Source organism: Streptomyces sp. NPDC026206, from assembly GCF_040638465.1.
Taxonomy (GTDB): domain Bacteria; phylum Actinomycetota; class Actinomycetes; order Streptomycetales; family Streptomycetaceae; genus Streptomyces.
Window position 1 is genome coordinate 30,297 of sequence record NZ_JBEZYL010000017.1, and the last position, 15,409, is coordinate 45,705.

14 protein-coding genes are annotated in these 15,409 nt (G+C 73.6%); 9 read left to right on the forward strand and 5 right to left on the reverse strand.

The features are described from left to right. Nucleotides 1-2: 2 nt before the first annotated feature. The 3 genes from AB0F13_RS22105 to AB0F13_RS22115 all read right to left on the reverse strand — a co-directional run bounded on the left by AB0F13_RS22105 (nt 3) and on the right by AB0F13_RS22115 (nt 4,181). The gene (locus AB0F13_RS22105) at nt 3-929 is read right to left on the reverse strand and encodes a sugar ABC transporter permease (RefSeq protein ID WP_362084875.1); all 927 of its coding nucleotides are present in this window, start codon (nt 927-929) and stop codon (nt 3-5) included. Further along, nucleotides 926-2,191, reverse strand: coding sequence for a sugar ABC transporter substrate-binding protein (locus AB0F13_RS22110; RefSeq protein ID WP_362084878.1), 1,266 nt, complete (start codon nt 2,189-2,191; stop codon nt 926-928). The genes AB0F13_RS22105 and AB0F13_RS22110 overlap by 4 nt, the downstream gene beginning before the upstream one ends. A gap of 73 nt (nt 2,192-2,264) precedes the next feature. Further along, the gene (locus AB0F13_RS22115) at nt 2,265-4,181 is read right to left on the reverse strand and encodes an APC family permease (RefSeq protein WP_362084881.1); all 1,917 of its coding nucleotides are present in this window, start codon (nt 4,179-4,181) and stop codon (nt 2,265-2,267) included. 221 nt (nt 4,182-4,402) lie between these two features. Here AB0F13_RS22115 and AB0F13_RS22120 point away from each other — a divergent pair, with 221 nt between their 5' ends. Further along, complete coding sequence (locus AB0F13_RS22120; RefSeq protein ID WP_362084884.1) at nt 4,403-5,008, forward strand: hypothetical protein; 606 nt, start codon at nt 4,403-4,405, stop codon at nt 5,006-5,008. A gap of 212 nt (nt 5,009-5,220) precedes the next feature. Here AB0F13_RS22120 and AB0F13_RS22125 read toward each other — a convergent pair whose 3' ends face one another. Next, complete coding sequence (locus tag AB0F13_RS22125; RefSeq protein ID WP_362084887.1) at nt 5,221-6,150, reverse strand: oxidoreductase; 930 nt, start codon at nt 6,148-6,150, stop codon at nt 5,221-5,223. Nucleotides 6,151-6,452: 302 nt separating this feature from the next. On the opposite strand from AB0F13_RS22125, the gene AB0F13_RS22130 reads away from it, so the two are divergent. From AB0F13_RS22130 to AB0F13_RS22145, 4 genes are all read left to right on the forward strand, one after another. Continuing rightward, nucleotides 6,453-7,034 (forward strand): maleylpyruvate isomerase N-terminal domain-containing protein, encoded by a 582-nt coding sequence (locus tag AB0F13_RS22130; protein WP_362085198.1) that lies wholly within the window; start codon nt 6,453-6,455, stop codon nt 7,032-7,034. 225 nt (nt 7,035-7,259) lie between these two features. Further along, nucleotides 7,260-7,412, forward strand: coding sequence for a hypothetical protein (locus AB0F13_RS22135; RefSeq protein WP_362084890.1), 153 nt, complete (start codon nt 7,260-7,262; stop codon nt 7,410-7,412). Further along, complete coding sequence (locus tag AB0F13_RS22140; protein WP_362084893.1) at nt 7,409-8,194, forward strand: TSUP family transporter; 786 nt, start codon at nt 7,409-7,411, stop codon at nt 8,192-8,194. The genes AB0F13_RS22135 and AB0F13_RS22140 overlap by 4 nt, the downstream gene beginning before the upstream one ends. Nucleotides 8,195-8,380: 186 nt before the next feature. Then, complete coding sequence (locus AB0F13_RS22145; RefSeq protein ID WP_362084896.1) at nt 8,381-9,262, forward strand: hypothetical protein; 882 nt, start codon at nt 8,381-8,383, stop codon at nt 9,260-9,262. A gap of 120 nt (nt 9,263-9,382) precedes the next feature. On the opposite strand, the gene AB0F13_RS22150 is transcribed toward AB0F13_RS22145, so the two are convergent. Beyond that, nucleotides 9,383-10,099 (reverse strand): ElyC/SanA/YdcF family protein, encoded by a 717-nt coding sequence (locus tag AB0F13_RS22150; RefSeq protein WP_362084899.1) that lies wholly within the window; start codon nt 10,097-10,099, stop codon nt 9,383-9,385. Between the two features lie 103 nt (nt 10,100-10,202). Between AB0F13_RS22150 and AB0F13_RS22155 the strand changes: the two genes are divergently transcribed. From AB0F13_RS22155 to dnaG, 4 genes are all read left to right on the forward strand, one after another. Beyond that, nucleotides 10,203-11,555, forward strand: coding sequence for a deoxyguanosinetriphosphate triphosphohydrolase (locus tag AB0F13_RS22155; protein ID WP_362084902.1), 1,353 nt, complete (start codon nt 10,203-10,205; stop codon nt 11,553-11,555). A gap of 159 nt (nt 11,556-11,714) precedes the next feature. Beyond that, on the forward strand, nt 11,715-12,980 hold the full coding sequence (locus AB0F13_RS22160; protein WP_362084905.1) for an FAD-dependent oxidoreductase: 1,266 nt from the start codon (nt 11,715-11,717) through the stop codon (nt 12,978-12,980). Next, complete coding sequence (locus AB0F13_RS22165; RefSeq protein WP_362084907.1) at nt 12,977-13,489, forward strand: GNAT family N-acetyltransferase; 513 nt, start codon at nt 12,977-12,979, stop codon at nt 13,487-13,489. The genes AB0F13_RS22160 and AB0F13_RS22165 overlap by 4 nt, the downstream gene beginning before the upstream one ends. A gap of 9 nt (nt 13,490-13,498) precedes the next feature. Then, nucleotides 13,499-15,400 (forward strand): DNA primase, encoded by a 1,902-nt coding sequence (gene dnaG / locus AB0F13_RS22170; RefSeq protein ID WP_362084910.1) that lies wholly within the window; start codon nt 13,499-13,501, stop codon nt 15,398-15,400. Nucleotides 15,401-15,409 lie beyond the last annotated feature (9 nt).

Sequence of the window (15,409 nt, forward strand, 5' to 3'; positions counted from 1 at the left end):
GGCTACGCCTCCTCCTTGCGGCCGAGCCCCGACCAGCGGGCCTGTACGACGGTCACCACCGCGATGATCAGTGCCAGGATCACCGCGCCCGCGCTGCCCAGGCCCAGGTCCTGGCCCTGCCCGAGCGCGGTGTAGTACAGGTAGACCAGGGGCGGCCGGGCGTAGGGCGGGTAGCCGCGGGCGTCGGAGAGCAGGTTGTAGAACTCGTCGAACGCCTGGAAGGCGCCCACGACCAGCAGCAGCACCACGGCGACCGAGGTGGCGCGCAACGCCGGGAAGGTGATGTGCCGGAACGTCTGCCACCCGGGCCGCGCGCCGTCGAGCGCCGCGGCCTCGTACAGCCGCACCGGGATGCGCTGCAGCCCGGCGAGGAACAGCACCATGTAGAAGCCCGCCTGCAGCCACAGCCGCACCGTGACGATGACGAGCCAGTACCAGGGCGGGTCCGTGGCCGCCAGCCAGGCGACCGGCTCGGCCCCGAACCAGCCGAGAACGGTATTGGCCAGCCCGAAGCGCACGCCGTTGAAGACCGACAGCTTCCAGACCATCGCAGCGACGACGTAGGAACAGGCGGCCGGGAGGAAGAAGACCGACCGGAAGAACGCCTGGGCGAAGCGCAGCCGGTTCACCGCAAGGGCCAGGGCGAGGGACAGCGCATAGGTGGCCGGCACGATGAAGGCGGTGAAGACCGCGAACGTCACCAGCGACGAGCGGAAGGCCGGGTCGCCGAGCATCGCCGTGTAGTTGCCGAGGCCCACGAAGTCCGTGGGGGAGACGGTGTTGTGGGCGTCGAAGAAGCTCAGGTACACACTCCAGGCGAGCGGTACGTACGTGAAAAGGACGAGCCCGGCCACGAACGGGCCGACGAACGTCCAGAACCAGAGGGCACGGTTCCGCTCCCGCCGCCGATCGCTCCCTCGCGTGTTCATGACCCCTTCCGCACCCGGCGCAGCTCGGCCTCCGTCTTGCGGACGGCAGCCTTCAGCTCGGTGCCGGGGTCGGCGCCGCCCTTGATGATGCGGTTGAGAGCATCCTGATAGGTGGTTTGGCTCGGCGGTGTCCACAGAAGGGGCTGCGCCGGATACCCGTGGTCCTTGGTGAACCGCACCACCTCCGCCGCCGGGCCCTGCCCCAGCCGGTCCGCCTTCGCGGCGAGCGAGGTGCGGGCAGGGATGTGGAAGCCGTAGGACAGCGCGAAGTCCTCCTGGTAGTCCGTGCGCTCGATCCACAGCCACTTCACGAACGCCTTGGCCACGTCCCGGTGCTCGCTGCGGGTGCTGACGGCCGCGGTCCACGCCCCGACCGGAACGGCGGGCCGGCCCGCCGGGCCGTCCGGCGGGAACGGCAGCACCCCGAAGTCCTCGCCGAGCGCCTTCTTGATCTGCGGCAGCGCCCACAGCCCGGACCACTGCATCGCGGTGAGGCCCTGGACGAACGCCGAGGGGTCGGCCCAGTCGGTGGGCGCGCCCAGCAGCAGCGACTTGTCGGCGTACAGCCGGTGGAGCTTGCCGAGGGTGCGGGCGGCGGCGGGGTCGTCGAAGCCGGCCCTGCCGTCGTCGGTGACGAGGGAGAGCCCGGCGGCGTGCAGGGGAGTGCCGCCCAGGACGCCCGCGCCGCCGTCGTTGCCGAGGAAGAGCCCCTTGACCTTGGCGTTCGATAGCCTCCGCGCGGCGTCGACCAGTTCGTCCAGGGTGGTGGGCGGCCGTACCCCGGCAGCCTCCAACAGGCTCTTGCGGTAGTAGAGCAGCTGCGTGTCGACGAGCTGCGGAATGCCCCAGACGCGGCCGTCGTGGGTCTTGGGGGCGAGGACGGTCTGGCTGAAGTCGCTCTTGACATCCCTGATCAGGTCGGTCAGATCGACGATCTGCCCGCCCCGGATCTGGTCCAGCGTGGGGCCGTTGACCTCGAAGACGTCCGGGCCGGAGGCGGTCAGCAGGGCGGCCGCGGCCTGCTGGTCGTAGTTGCCCGGCCGCCACTCCACCCGGACGTCGGCGTCCTTGTAGGAGGCCGCGTACCGCCCCACCGCCTGCCGGGTGCCCGCCTCGCCGTACTGGTGGTACCACTGCGACAGGCGGGGTCTTCCTGAACCACCGCCTCCGCGCCCGGTGTTCGCACCGCACGCGGAGGCGAGGCCGCCCGTCAGCGCGAGTCCGGCGCCGCCGGCCATGAGCAGTCTGCGGCTGATCGGCATGTCGGCTCTTCCCCTCGGCGTCGGGACCGTACGGACCAACGATCAATGATGGAGAGGGATTACGACAGAGGGGTTACCGCCGTGTGCCGGCCTTCCCGGGCGTGCCCTGCCGGGCGCCGGCCGGCTGGGCGCCGAGCCGGAACCGCAGCCGGCAGATCACCGCGTCGGTGTCCCGGCGCACCGCGTGGGCGACGACCGCGCCGCGCTGGTTCTGCAGCAGCCGCTGCCAGACGTGCGCGGGCTCGACCTCCGGTATGAGGACGGTGACGCGGATGTCGGGGTGGCGGTCGGCGAGCTCGCGGACGTAGTGCACGATCGGCCGGCCCAGCGAGCGCGAGGGGGCGGGCAGCTCGACGAGGTCCACGCCGGGGCGCCACAGCTCCCAGTCCCGGCGCAGCGACTCCGCCGCCCGCCGCCCCTCGCCGTCGGCCTGGGTGACGGTGACCGCCACCACCTCGTCGCCCAGGGATACGGCGGCCGTCAGCGCCTTGCTGGTCAGCCGGGACAGCGAGGAGACGGGCACGACGACCACCGAGTGGCAGCGCCGCGGCGTCTCGGGAACCCGGCCCAGCTCCAGCCGCTCGCCGATCCGCGCGTAGGCCCGGTGGACGGCCTCGAAGGCCATTACCAGCACCGGGAGCGCGACGACGATCAGCCAGGCGCCCTCGGCGAACTTGGTGGCCGTGACGACGACGGCCGACACGCCGGTGAGCACGGCACCGAAGCCGTTGAGCAGCGCCTTGCCCCGCCACCCGGCGGAACGTTCCTGCCGCCAGTGGCGGACCATGCCGACCTGGCAGATGGTGAAGCCGACGAACACCCCGATCGCGAACAGCGGCACGAGCGTGTTGACGTCGCCGCCGGAGAAGACCAGCAGCAGCGCGCAGACGGCTGCCAGCGCCAGCACACCGTGACGGTGGACCTGGCGGTCGGCCTTGAGGCCGAAGACGTGCGGCAGGTAGTTGTCGCGGGCGAGCAGGCCCATGAGGACCGGCAGCCCGCCGAAGGAGGTGTTCGCGGCCAGCGCCAGGAGCACGACGGTCGCGAACTGCACGACGTAGAAGGCCCAGTGGTGGCCGAGCGAGGCGTCCGCCAGCTGGGCGAGGACGGTCACGCCCTCGACCGGCTGCAGATGGAACCGGCCGATGAGCACCGACAGCCCGATCAGCATGACGCCCAGCAGCGCGCCCAGCGCTACCTCGGTGCGCTGCGCGCGACGGGCGGCCGGGGCGCGGAAGGACGGGACGGCGTTGGCGACGGCCTCGACGCCGGTCAGCGCCGAACAGCCGGCGGCGAACGCCTTCAGCAGCAGGAGCGCGCCGACGGTGGTGGCGTCGCCGGCGAGCACGGACGCGTGCCCGGCGGCGGCCGCGGTGCTCGCGGGAGCGTCACGGAAGAGCCCCACGGCTATCAGCGCCAGAACCGAGCCGACGAAGACGGCCGTCGGCACGATGAACGCCTTCGCCGAGTCCACGATGCCGCGCAGGTTCACCGCCGTGACCAGCACCAGCACCCCCAGGCAGAGCCACATCCGGTCACCGTGGAGGGAGGGGAAGGCGGAGGTGAGCGCGGCGACGCCGGCGGTCACCGACACGGCCACGTTCAGCACGTAGTCCAGCACCAGCGACGCGGCTGTGAACAGGCTCGTACGCCGGCCCAGATGGCGCTTGGCGACGGCATAGGAGCCGCCGCCGTCCGGGAACGCCGCGATCACCTGCCGATAGGAGGCGATCAGCACGGCCAGCAGGGCGGCGATCGCCAGCGTGACCGGCAGCGTGAAACCCAGACCGTGCGCCCCGGCCGCCGCCAGCACCAGGACGATCGCCTCGGGACCGTACGCCACCGACGCCATCGCGTCGAGCGAGAGGGCCGCCAGACCCTGCGTTGCCGTCAGCCGGTGCGGGTCCTGCGCCGCGGCCCGCGCGGCACCGGTACCGGGCGGCTCTTCGCCGGTACCGGCAGCGTGCTCCGAATGGGCCAGCATGGACATTTCTGTCGTACCTCCGTGGTCGCGGAGGCCCAGCGTGCGTCCGCGCCGACGGGGCGGCGCCCGGCCTTGGCGGCGTCTTGGCGCTCTTTGCCACGATCCGAACGCGTTCTTGACGCCCGGGGCGGCGCGGCGTCAGGGTCCCGCAAGGATTGGCCAAGACCGCGTCAGCACAGTGTCAACACCCGGCGTACGGTCCGGCGCGCGGTTCTAGCGTCGGCACCATGGGACGGCGACAGACATTACGGGCGCGTACGCGGGCGGGCGAGGCGTACGGCCGGGGCTGCGGGGCCCGCCCGCCCGAAGGCGGCGTGCTGGCCTGGGACCGGGGCTGGCGGCGCGAGGCCCGCGCCGCCTGGTGGTGCGGGCTGGCACTCGGGGGCGTGCTCGTCCTCGCCGACCTCGCCCGCGGCAGCCTCGACTGGCCGCGTGGCTGCGCCTGGAGCGCCCTCGGGGCGGCACTCGTCGCCGTACTGCGGCCCGCGCGCATCACCGCCGGCGAGAACTGGCTGGCCGCCCGCGGGCTGCTGCGCGAGCACCGGGTACGGACCGACCTGCTCACCCAGGTGCGCCGTGCCGACGGCGTCGCCCCACGCCTGGTCCTGCGGGACGCCGGCGGCAACCGCGTCGAACTGGACCCCGCCGTGCTCGCCGCGAACCCGCTCCTGTGGCACCGGCTCGACACCGGCGCCCGCCGCGCCCGCGCCCACGGCCTCCTGCGCGAGGGCGCCCTGCCACTGGCCGCCCTGGCCGCCCGCATCGACGACGAGGGCGCCCGCCGCCTGCTGAAGAAGGCAGCCCTGGCACCGGACCCACCCGGCGACAAGTGAGACCAGCCCGCCGACCCGTCCCGCCCGGCGCTTGGGGACGCTGCGCGTCCGGCCCGTCCGGCGGGTTCGTCAACCGGGCCTGTCCGGCGTTCGGGGACCGGGCACGACCAGCCCGTCCGGCGTTTGGGGACGGGCACGACCAGCCCGTCCGGCGTTTGAGGACAAGAAACGGTGAAAGGGCGGGTCAGGGGCCAAGCCCCCCCGGCCCAACCCTAGGCACCCACCCACTCGTACGTGACGCCGGTCATCCGCTCCGACACCGCCCACAACCCCGCACTCGCCCGGTCGTCCCGCGTCCACGACGCGCGAAGCGAACGAGCCGGCGAACCCCGCCACAACTGCACGCGCGGGCCGAAGAAATCGTCCTGCCGCACGCCAGGCGCCGTCGCGGCGTACAGCGACGGCAGAGCCCCTTCCTCCGCGCTCTGCGCGACGGCACGGTTGAGGAGCTCCGCCGCCCGCTCCGCCCAGGCCCGCTCCTCCATCCGCGCCCCGGCCGTCTGCAGGTTCGTCGCCGCGTACCCGGGGTGCGCGGCGGCCGCCACCACCCCGGAGCCCTCGGCGGTCAGCCGCCGCGCCAGCTCGTGCACGAAGAGCAGATTGGCGCTCTTGGAGCGGCCGTAGGCGATCCAGCGGCGGTAGCGGTGGTCCATGTTGACGTCGCGCGGGTCGACGGTGCCCAGGAAGTGCAGCCCGCTGGAGACCGTGACCACGCGCGCGCCGGGCCCGGCCGCCCGCAGCCGGGGCAGCAGGAGTCCCGTGAGGGCGAAGTGGCCGAGATGGTTGGTACCGAACTGCATCTCGAAGCCGTCCACGGTCCTTCGGTGCGGCAGTGCCATCACCCCGGCGTTGTTGACCAGCAGGTCCAGCCGCTCTTCCGCGAGGTCCGCCGCGAAGGTCCGTACGGAGTCGAGGTCCGCCAGGTCCAGACGGGCGAGCCGGACCTGGGCGCCGGGCGCCTGGGCCCGCAGCAGTTCCTCGGCCGCCTTGCCGCGCGTGGTGTCCCGGCAGGCGAGCACCACCCGGGCGCCGCGCCGGGCGAGCTCCCTGGCGGTCACGTAGCCGATGCCGCTGTTGGCGCCGGTCACCACGGCGGTGCGGCCGCTCTGGTCGGGGATGTCGCTCGCGCTCCAGCCGTTCATCTGCGCTGTGCTCCTCTGCGGTCCGTCCTGGCGGTGACGAGTGAGTCGCTCTGGCGTTCCCAGCCTAGGTGAGGGATGCCCCGCAGGTGGTCCGGATCCGCATGCCTGAACGGGAAAACTCCCCGCTGGTTGTCAGTGGGCATTGGTACGGTCGCGCCATGACCGAAACGCATGACCCGTCAGTTCATGGTTCGTCACTTCATGGGCCATCGGCGCATGGTTCATTGGCGCATGGCTCGCCATCGGGCGGCCCCGGCCGGCAGCCCGTCACCGCCGATGATGTCGAGGAGGTCGTCCGGCTGATGATCGCCGCCGTGCGCGGTGCACCGGAGGCGAGCTGGCAGAACCGCGCGGGTTCGCTGGAGTGGGACTGCCGGGAGACCGTCGAGCACCTCGCCGACGACATGTTCTGCTACGCCATGCAACTGGCACCGCCGGAGCCGCCGTTGGACGGCTATGTGCCCGTCCTGCAGGCCCGTCTGCGACCGGGCGGCCCCGAGGAGACGATCCACGCGGAGCGCGGGGCGGGACTGGCCGGGCTGTTCCAGGTGCTGGAGGCGAGCACGGGGCTGCTGGCGGCCATGGTGCGTACGAAGCCGCCGCAGACCCGGGCGTTCCACAGTTACGGGGTCTCGGACCCGGAGGGTTTCGCGGCCATGGGGGTCGTCGAGGCCCTGGTGCACGCGCACGACGTCGCCGCGGGGCTGGGCGTCACCTGGGAGCCGCCCGCCGCACTGTGCGAGCGGACCCTGGCCCGGCTGTTCCCCGACGCTCCCACGGGCGCCGACCCCTGGCCCACCCTGCTGTGGGCCACCGGCCGCACGGAACTGCCCGGGCACCCGCGCCGGGCCTCGTGGAGGTGGCGCAGCGCTCCCCAGGACTGAGCGGATCCACGAACCGGCCGGTCCCAGGCACCGGTGACCATCGACTGCTGCTGCTGCTGCTGCTGCTGCCGCCGCTGCCGCTGCCGCTGACCGTACGTGACGCCCGTCGCCAGGCCGGGCCCCTGCGGGAGCGGCTGGCGCCGCTGACGCCGCCGGACGGGGCCCCTGCTCCGGCAGCCGGTCCGCGGGAGCCGGCTCCGCGCTCGCACGGCGCCCGCCGCAGCCGTGGCCGCCGCTGCCGTGGACGGCCTGGCCGTCCGGCATGGCCACGTCGACGCGCTGCGTGACATCGGCCTGTCCGTGCGGGGCGGGGAGGCCGTCGCCCTCATGGGCCGCAACGGCGCCGGGCGCCCCCGTGCCCGTACGATCCGCCGGTGACCCCCGACATATCCCTGACAACGCTGTTCATGCTCTGCGTGGCCGCGGGCGCGGCCGGGTGGATCGACGCCGTGGTGGGCGGGGGCGGTCTGCTCCAACTCCCGGCGCTGCTGGTGGGACTGCCGCACACGGCGCCCGCGCACATCCTCGGCACCAACAAGGCCGTCGCCATCTGCGGCACGACCGCCGCCGCCGTCGCCTATGCCCGCAAGGCCACCCTGGACCTGCGCACCGCCGTCCGCATCGGCCTGGCCGCGCTCGGCGGCTCGCTGGCCGGGGCGTTCTTCGCGTCCGGCATCAACAGCGCCGTCCTGCGCCCCCTGATCATGGCCGTCCTGCTGGCCGTGCTCGCCTTCCTCCTGCTGCGCCCCGCCTTCGGCACCACCACGGTCTCCGCCACCCCGGCGACCCGGCGGCGCGTGCTGGTGGCGATCCTCGTCGCGGGCCTCGGCATCGGCTTCTACGACGGGCTCATAGGCCCCGGCACCGGCACGTTCCTCGTGCTCGCGCTGGCCGGGATCCTCCACATGGACCTGGTCACGGCCTCCGGCACCGCGAAGATCGTCAACGTGTGCACCAATGTGGGCGCCCTGGTGACCTTCTCGGCGCAGGGTGCCGTCCTGTGGCACGTGGCGGCGCCGATGGCCGTCTTCAACCTCACGGGCGGCGCGGTCGGCGCGCGCATGGCGTTGAAGCGGGGCAGCGGCTTCGTGCGGGGCGTGCTGGTCGTGGTGGTGGTGTCGCTGGTGTGCAAGTTGGCGTACGACCAGTGGAGCGGCTGAGACCGTTGGGGCGGCTGGGGGGCGCCGGGGCCGGACTTATCGGTCATTTGTACGACCGGCAGTGCGGAACGCAGTCCGGTGCGTGGCGATCGCGCACGTTCCCGTTAGCCTGTCGCCTACCTTCCTGACGCGCTGGGGGCGCCTGTGCATTTCTCCCGGTGGAGCCGGACCCCATGGGTCCGGTCCGTGGTCGCGGGGCTGTACGTGGTCGCGCTCGCGGCGGCCGTACCGCAGGGCGCCGGCGGACACGGCCGGGACGGCAGCTGGTCGAGCGCGGAGGCCCGCCGGTTCTGGGGCCCTTCGCGGATGTCCGCCTCCACGGGCGACGACGCGGACGCCTACGCCGGGAGCGAGGCCCAGCGCATCACCGGCAGCGCCCGCCACTTCGACGGGGTTCCGGCGGTCGGGGTGCTGTTCTACGTAGGCGAGGACATGCGGGACCACCACTGCACGGCCAGCGTGGTGCACAGCCCCAAGGGCAACCTGATCATCACCGCCGGCCACTGCGGCATCGGCGACGACGCCGCCTTCGTCCCGGGCTACCGCGGGGGCGAGCGCAAGCAGCCCTACGGGGTGTGGGCGGTCGACCGTACCTTCGTCGACCCCCGGCGCGAGGACATCGGTGACGGTTCCGACCTGGACTTCGCCTTCGCCACGGTCCGCCCCGACGGCCGGGGCCGCCAGATCGAGCGCGTCACCGGCGCCAACCGCCTGGTCCGCACCCCCGGCGACACGAACCGGGCGACCGTCATCGGCTACCCGAGTACCGACAGCGACCCCGCCGACCAGGCCATCCGCTGTACGGCCATGACGAGCCGGCTGGAGGGCCACAAGCAGCTGACGATGCGCTGTGACGGCTACTTCTCCGGCACCTCGGGCAGCCCGTGGCTCATCCACTTCGACGAGAAGACGAGGACGGGCGACCTGATCGGCGTCCTCGGCGGGCTCAACGGCGGCGGGCCCGACGGCGACGAGAGCGACAAGATCTCCTACAGCCCCGTCAACGACGACGAGATCTTCAGGCTCTACCTGGACGCCATCAACGGGCGGGAGCCCAGGCGCGCCTGACGCGGCCCGACGCCGGGCCGCGGCGCCGCGGGCCCGCCACGTGGGTGCGTGCCGGGCCCCGGCGGGGCGCCCGCCGCGGGCCCGTGCCGCCTACCCCCGTGCCGCCCACCCCCGTGCCTCCTACCCCCGTGCCGCCGCCAGGGCGCGCTCGACGCCCGGTTCGTGCGGCCCGAGGAACGAGGGCCTGGGCCGCACGAACGCGTCCAGGGCGGCCTTGCCCGCCGCGAAGACCTCGCGCGCGCCGCCCGCGTACCAGGTGACGTCGTGCTTGGCGGCCACCCCGACGCCGTACGAGTCGATCCCGGCCGCCTCGCACAGCGCCAGGGCGCGGCGTATGTGGAAACCCTGGGTGATCAGCACCGCCCGCTTCACGCCGAAGACGCGCTCGGCGCGGGCGCACGAGTCCCAGGTGTCGAAGCCGGCGAAGTCGCTGACGATGCGGTCGTCGGGCACCCCGCGCCGCGTCAGATACGCGCGCATCGCGTCCGGTTCGTCGTAGTCCTCGCGGCTGTTGTCGCCGGTCACGAGGATCACGCGGACCCTGCCCGCGCGGTACAGCTCGGCCGCCGCGTCCAGCCGGTGCGCCAGGTAGGGGGACGGCTCGCCCTCCCACAGGCCCGCGCCGAAGACCATCGCGACCGGTGCCGAGGGCACGTCGGCCATGGCCCGCACCCGGGGCGCGCCCGCCGCGTACACCCACGTGGCGGGCAGCAGCGCCAGCACGCAGGCACCCATCAGCACCCACAGCGCACGCCGCCTGCCGCCTCTGGTCGCAGGCAGCCGCCACGGCAACTTCAACCGCAGGCGCGCCTTTCGCACCGGAACCGCCGAATCCATCAGACCTCCCCCGTTCGCGAGAGATCAACGCGGCAGGGTTCCAGGAGGTTCCCGGGCCGTACGCGCATCGCTGCTGTCACACCCTGGGGCTACCGTCGGGTGTATGAACGGCAGCACAGCAGGGACCGCGACAGAGAAGCCCGGCATCGCCGGATACGAGCCGTCCGACCTGGAGCGCTGGGCACCCGAGCCCGACAAGCGCCCCGGCCGCACGGCCTTCCAGCGCGACCGGGCGCGCGTGCTGCACTCCGCGGCGCTGCGCCGCCTCGCCGGCAAGACCCAGGTCGTCACCCCGGGCGTGAGCGCCCAGGACTGGGACGCCAGCCCCCGTACGCGCCTGACCCACTCCCTGGAGTGCGCCCAGGTGGGCCGGGAGCTGGGCGCGGCCCTCGGCTGCGACCCCGACCTCGTCGAGGTCGCCTGCCTGGCACACGACCTCGGCCACCCGCCCTTCGGGCACAACGGAGAGCAGGCTCTCAACGAAGTGGCCGGGCTGTGCGGCGGCTTCGAGGGCAACGCCCAGTCGCTGCGCCTGCTCACCCGGCTGGAGCCCAAGCGCTTCGCCCCCGACCCGGCCACGGGCGAGCTCGTCAGCGTCGGCCTCAACCTCACCCGTGCCACGCTCGACGCCGCCACCAAGTACCCGTGGCCGCGCGGCGGCCACCCCGTCGACCCGGCCTCCCGGAAGTTCGGTGTCTACCCCGACGACATCCCCGTCTACGACTGGCTGCGCCGCGGCGCCCCCGCGCACCGCCAGAGCTTCGAGGCCCAGGTCATGGACTGGGCCGACGACGTCGCCTATTCCGTGCACGACGTCGAGGACGGGCTGCACGCGGGCCATCTGGACCCCGGCGTCCTGCTCAGCGACCCCGAGCGCCGCGAGATCTTCGCCGTCGCCGCCGGCCGCTACGCACCGGGGGCCGGCCCCGAGGAGCTGGCCGAGGCGCTGGACCGCCTCCTCGGGCAGGAGTGGTGGCCGCACGGCTACGACGGCTCCGCCGTCTCCCAGGCCCGCCTCAAGGACGCGACCAGCCAGCTCATCGGCCGTTTCTGCCTCGCCGCCGAAGGGGCCACCCGGGCCGCCTGGGGGCCCGGCCGGCTCACGCGCTACGGCGCCGAGCTCGTCGTCCTCCGTGCCACGCGGCTCGAGTGCGCGGTGCTCAAGGCCGTCGCGGACCGGTACGTCATGCAGCGCCCGGACCAGGAGAAGCTCCGCGCCGAGCAGCGCGTCGTCATCGCCGAGCTCGCCGAGGCACTCGTCGAGCGCGCCCCCGACGGCCTCGACCCGCAGTTCCGCTCCCTGTTCAACGAGGCCGCCGACGACGCCGGACGGCTGCGCGCGGTCGTCGACCAGATCGCCGCCCTGACCGACAGCTCCGCGCGCTCCCTGCACGCCAGGCTCGCCCGGCCCGGCACGGCGCCGCGCCCCCGGCCGCCGGCCGGGTCCCATGGATGATCCGGGTGGCCCTTGCGACCGGCCGCCGGTCCGGGGTACTCCCTCTACCGGCGGCACGCCGGGTGCGGGACGCTCGGCAGTGGCGTCGCTTTTCGTCCGGGGGCGACAACCGCAGACGTGTCAACGGGCACGTGCTGCGCGGCAGCGAGGAGGCAGCAAGTGGTGGACGCACACCAGACGTTCGTCATCGTCGGAGGGGGCCTGGCCGGTGCCAAGGCGGCCGAGACCCTTCGCGCCGAAGGCTTCACCGGGCGGGTGATCCTCATCTGTGACGAACGCGAGCACCCCTACGAGCGGCCGCCGCTGTCCAAGGGGTACCTCACGGGCCGCGATGCCCGCGACAGCGTCTTCGTCCACAAACCCGCCTGGTACGCCCAGGCCGACATCGAGCTCCACCTCGGCCAGCCCGCCGTCCACCTCGACCGCGGCGCCAGGTCCGTGCGCCTGGGCGACGGCACCCTCATCCACTACGACAAGCTGCTGCTGGCCACCGGCGCCGAGCCCCGCCGCCTCGACGTCCCCGGCACCGGCCTGGCCGGCGTCCACCACCTGCGCCGCCTCGCCCACGCCGAGCGGCTGCGCGGCGTCCTGTCCTCCCTCGGCCGCGACAACGGCCACCTCGTCATCGCCGGCGCGGGCTGGATCGGCCTGGAGGTCGCCGCCGCCGCCCGGGGCTACGGAGCCGAGGTGACCGTCGTCGAGCCCGAGCCGACCCCGCTGCACGGCGTCCTCGGCCCCGAACTCGGCGCCCTGTTCACCGATCTGCACAGCGAGCACGGCGTCCGCTTCCACTTCGGCGGCCGCCTCACCGAGATCGCCGGCCACGACGGCATGGTTCTGGCCGCCCGCACCGACGACGGCGAGGAGCACCCAGCCCACGACGTCCTCGCCGCCATCGGCGCCGCCCCCCGTACGGCCCTCGCCGAGGCCGCCGGCCTGGCCCTCGTCGGCCGCGCCGACGGCGGCGGCATCGCCGTCGACGCCTCGCTGCGCACCTCGGACCCCGACATCTACGCCGCCGGCGACGTCGCCGCCGCCGAGCACCCCTGGCTGGGCACCCGCCTGCGCGTCGAGCACTGGGCCAACGCGCTCAACGAGGGCCCCGCGGCCGCCCGCGCCATGCTGGGCCAGGAGGTCTCCTACGACCGGGTGCCCTACTTCTTCTCCGACCAGTACGACGTCTCCCTGGAGTACTCCGGATACGCGCCCCCCGGCTCCTACGACCAGGTGGTCTGCCGCGGCGACGTCGGCAAGCGCGAGTTCATCGCCTTCTGGCTCCGCGAGGGCCGGCTGCTCGCCGGGATGAACGTCAACGTGTGGGACGTCACCGAACCCGTCCAGCACCTCATCCGCTCCGGCGCCCGCCTCGACCCGGACGCCCTCGCCGACCCGGCGGTGGCGCTGGACTCCCTGGTCGCGTCATGAGACCCCCGCGCACCGCCCTGGTACCCGTCGGGGAGATCTTCGCGCTGCGGCACGCCGTGCTGCGCCCCGGCCTGCCCGCCGGGGCGGCCGTCTTCCCCGAGGACGCCGCCCCCGGGACGTTCCACGTCGCGGCGTACGACGAGGAGGGGGCCGTACGGGGCTGCGTCACCTTCGTCCCCGAACCCCTGCCCGGCACCGGCGAGGAGGCGTACCGCTTCCGCGGCATGGCAAGCGACCCCGCCGTGCGCGGCCTCGGCTACGGCGTCGCCGTGCTGCGGGCGGGCCTCGCCGAGGCCGCGGCCCGCGGTGCCGCCCTGGTGTGGTGCAACGGCCGCACCGCGGCCCGGGGCTTCTACGAGCGGCACGGCTTCGAGGCGCGGGGCGAGGAGTTCGCGATCGAGGGCATCGGCCCGCACGCCGTCTTCACGATCAAGCTCCCGTCGAGCGCCGGAGCGAGCGGGGCGGGCGGAGCGAGCGGGGCGAGCGGGAGTGTCGGTGGGCCACCGTAGACTTCACGCGTGGCAGGCAGGATCAACGATGACGATGTGAAGGCGGTCCGGGACGCGGTCCCGATCGACGCCGTCGTGTCCGAGTACCTCCAGCTGCGCAACGCGGGCGGGGGCAATCTCAAGGGCCTGTGCCCCTTCCACGACGAGAAGTCCCCCTCCTTCCAGGTCAGCCCCGCCAAGGGGCTCTTCTACTGCTTCGGCTGCCAGGAGGGCGGGGACACCGTCGACTTCATCATGAAGATCGACCACCTCTCCTTCGCCGAGACGATCGAGCGCCTCGCCTCCCAGGCCGGCATCACCCTGCGGTACGAGGAGGGCGGCTACACCCCCGGCCGCCAGCAGGGCGAGCGCATCCGCCTCGTCGAGGCCCACAAGATCGCCGCACAGTTCTACGCCGACCAGCTCGGCAGCGCCGAGGCCGAGATCGGCCGGAAGTTCCTCGCCGGCCGCGGCTTCGACCAGGCCGCCGCCCAGCACTTCGGCGTCGGCTACAGCCCCGCCGGCTGGGACCACCTCACCCGCTTCCTGCGCGGCAAGGGCTTCAGCGACAAGGAGCTGCTGCTGTCCGGCCTCGCCCAGGACAGCCGCAGCGGCAAGCCCATCGACCGCTTCCGCGGCCGGCTGATGTGGCCCATCCGCGACATCACCGGCGAAGTCATCGGCTTCGGCGCCCGCAAGCTCCGCGACGACGACAACGGCCCCAAGTACCTCAACACCCCCGAGACCCAGATCTACAAGAAGTCGCAGGTCCTCTACGGCATCGACCTCGCCAAGAAGGACATCGCCAAGTCCAACCGCGCCGTCGTCGTCGAGGGCTACACGGACGTCATGGCCTGCCACCTCGCCGGCGTCACCACCGCCATCGCCACCTGCGGCACCTCCTTCGCCGGCGACCACATCAAGATCCTTCGCCGGCTGCTGATGGACAACGCCGCCTCCGAGGTCGTCTTCACCTTCGACGGCGACGCCGCCGGCCAGAAGGCCGCCCTGCGCGCCTTCGAGGACGACCAGAAGTTCGCCGCCGAGACCTCCATCGCCATCACCCCCGGCGGCATGGACCCCTGCGAGCTGCGCCTGGCCGAGGGCGACGCCGCCGTCCAGAACCTCGTCGCCACCCGCACCCCGCTGTTCGCCTTCGCCATCCGCCAAGTCGTCGCCCGGCACAATCTGGAGACCGCCGAGGGCCGCGCCGCCGCGCTGGAGGCCGCCGCGCCCATCGTCGCGGGCATCAAGAACGGCGCCATCCAGCACGAGTACGCCGTCCAGCTCGCCGGCATGCTCGGCATCCTCGACACCCAGTTCGTCGTCCGCCGCGTCGGCCGGCTCGCCCGCTGGGCCCGCGAGCGAGGCCAGCGCCCCGGCCAGGACCAGGGGCGCACGCAGCACCGGCCGTCCTCGCCCGCACCGGCGGCCCCGCAGGCTCAGCGCGGCCCCGCGCTCAACCTCCGCAGCCCCGCCCACCGCACCGAGCGCGAGCTGCTCAAGCTCGCCCTGCAGCACCCCGAGCTGGTCGCCCCCGCCTTCGACGCCTACGGGGAGGACGAGTTCACCGCCCCGCCCTACGTCCTGGTGCGGCGCGCCATCGAGGAGGCCGGCGGCGTCACCCAGGCCGACAGCGGTTACCTCGCCAAGGTCCGCGAGGTCGCCCCCGACGACACCGTCCGCGCCCTGGTCACCGAGCTCGCCGTCGAGGCCGTCCACGCCCGCACGGTCGACGAGGCGTACGCCGGCACCCAGCTCGTCCACGTCCGGCTGCGGGCCGTCGAGCGCCGCGTCGAGGAGGTGCAGGCCGGCCTCGTCCGCCTGGGCGCACAGGCCGCCCCCGAGCACCTGGCCGCCGTGCAGAACGAGCTGTGGGTCCTCCAGCAGTACGGCAAGTCCCTCAAGGACCGCGGCGCCGCCGCGCTGTAAGTACCCATC

Coding starts and splice junctions, on each gene's coding strand:
- AB0F13_RS22105 (WP_362084875.1), bottom strand. CDS start 929: ATGAACACGCGAGGGAGCGATCGGCGGCGGGAGCGGAACCGTGCCCTC.
- AB0F13_RS22110 (WP_362084878.1), bottom strand. CDS start 2,191: ATGCCGATCAGCCGCAGACTGCTCATGGCCGGCGGCGCCGGACTCGCG.
- AB0F13_RS22115 (WP_362084881.1), bottom strand. CDS start 4,181: ATGTCCATGCTGGCCCATTCGGAGCACGCTGCCGGTACCGGCGAAGAG.
- AB0F13_RS22120 (WP_362084884.1), top strand. CDS start 4,403: ATGGGACGGCGACAGACATTACGGGCGCGTACGCGGGCGGGCGAGGCG.
- AB0F13_RS22125 (WP_362084887.1), bottom strand. CDS start 6,150: ATGAACGGCTGGAGCGCGAGCGACATCCCCGACCAGAGCGGCCGCACC.
- AB0F13_RS22130 (WP_362085198.1), top strand. CDS start 6,453: ATGATCGCCGCCGTGCGCGGTGCACCGGAGGCGAGCTGGCAGAACCGC.
- AB0F13_RS22150 (WP_362084899.1), bottom strand. CDS start 10,099: ATGGATTCGGCGGTTCCGGTGCGAAAGGCGCGCCTGCGGTTGAAGTTG.
- AB0F13_RS22155 (WP_362084902.1), top strand. CDS start 10,203: ATGAACGGCAGCACAGCAGGGACCGCGACAGAGAAGCCCGGCATCGCC.
- AB0F13_RS22165 (WP_362084907.1), top strand. CDS start 12,977: ATGAGACCCCCGCGCACCGCCCTGGTACCCGTCGGGGAGATCTTCGCG.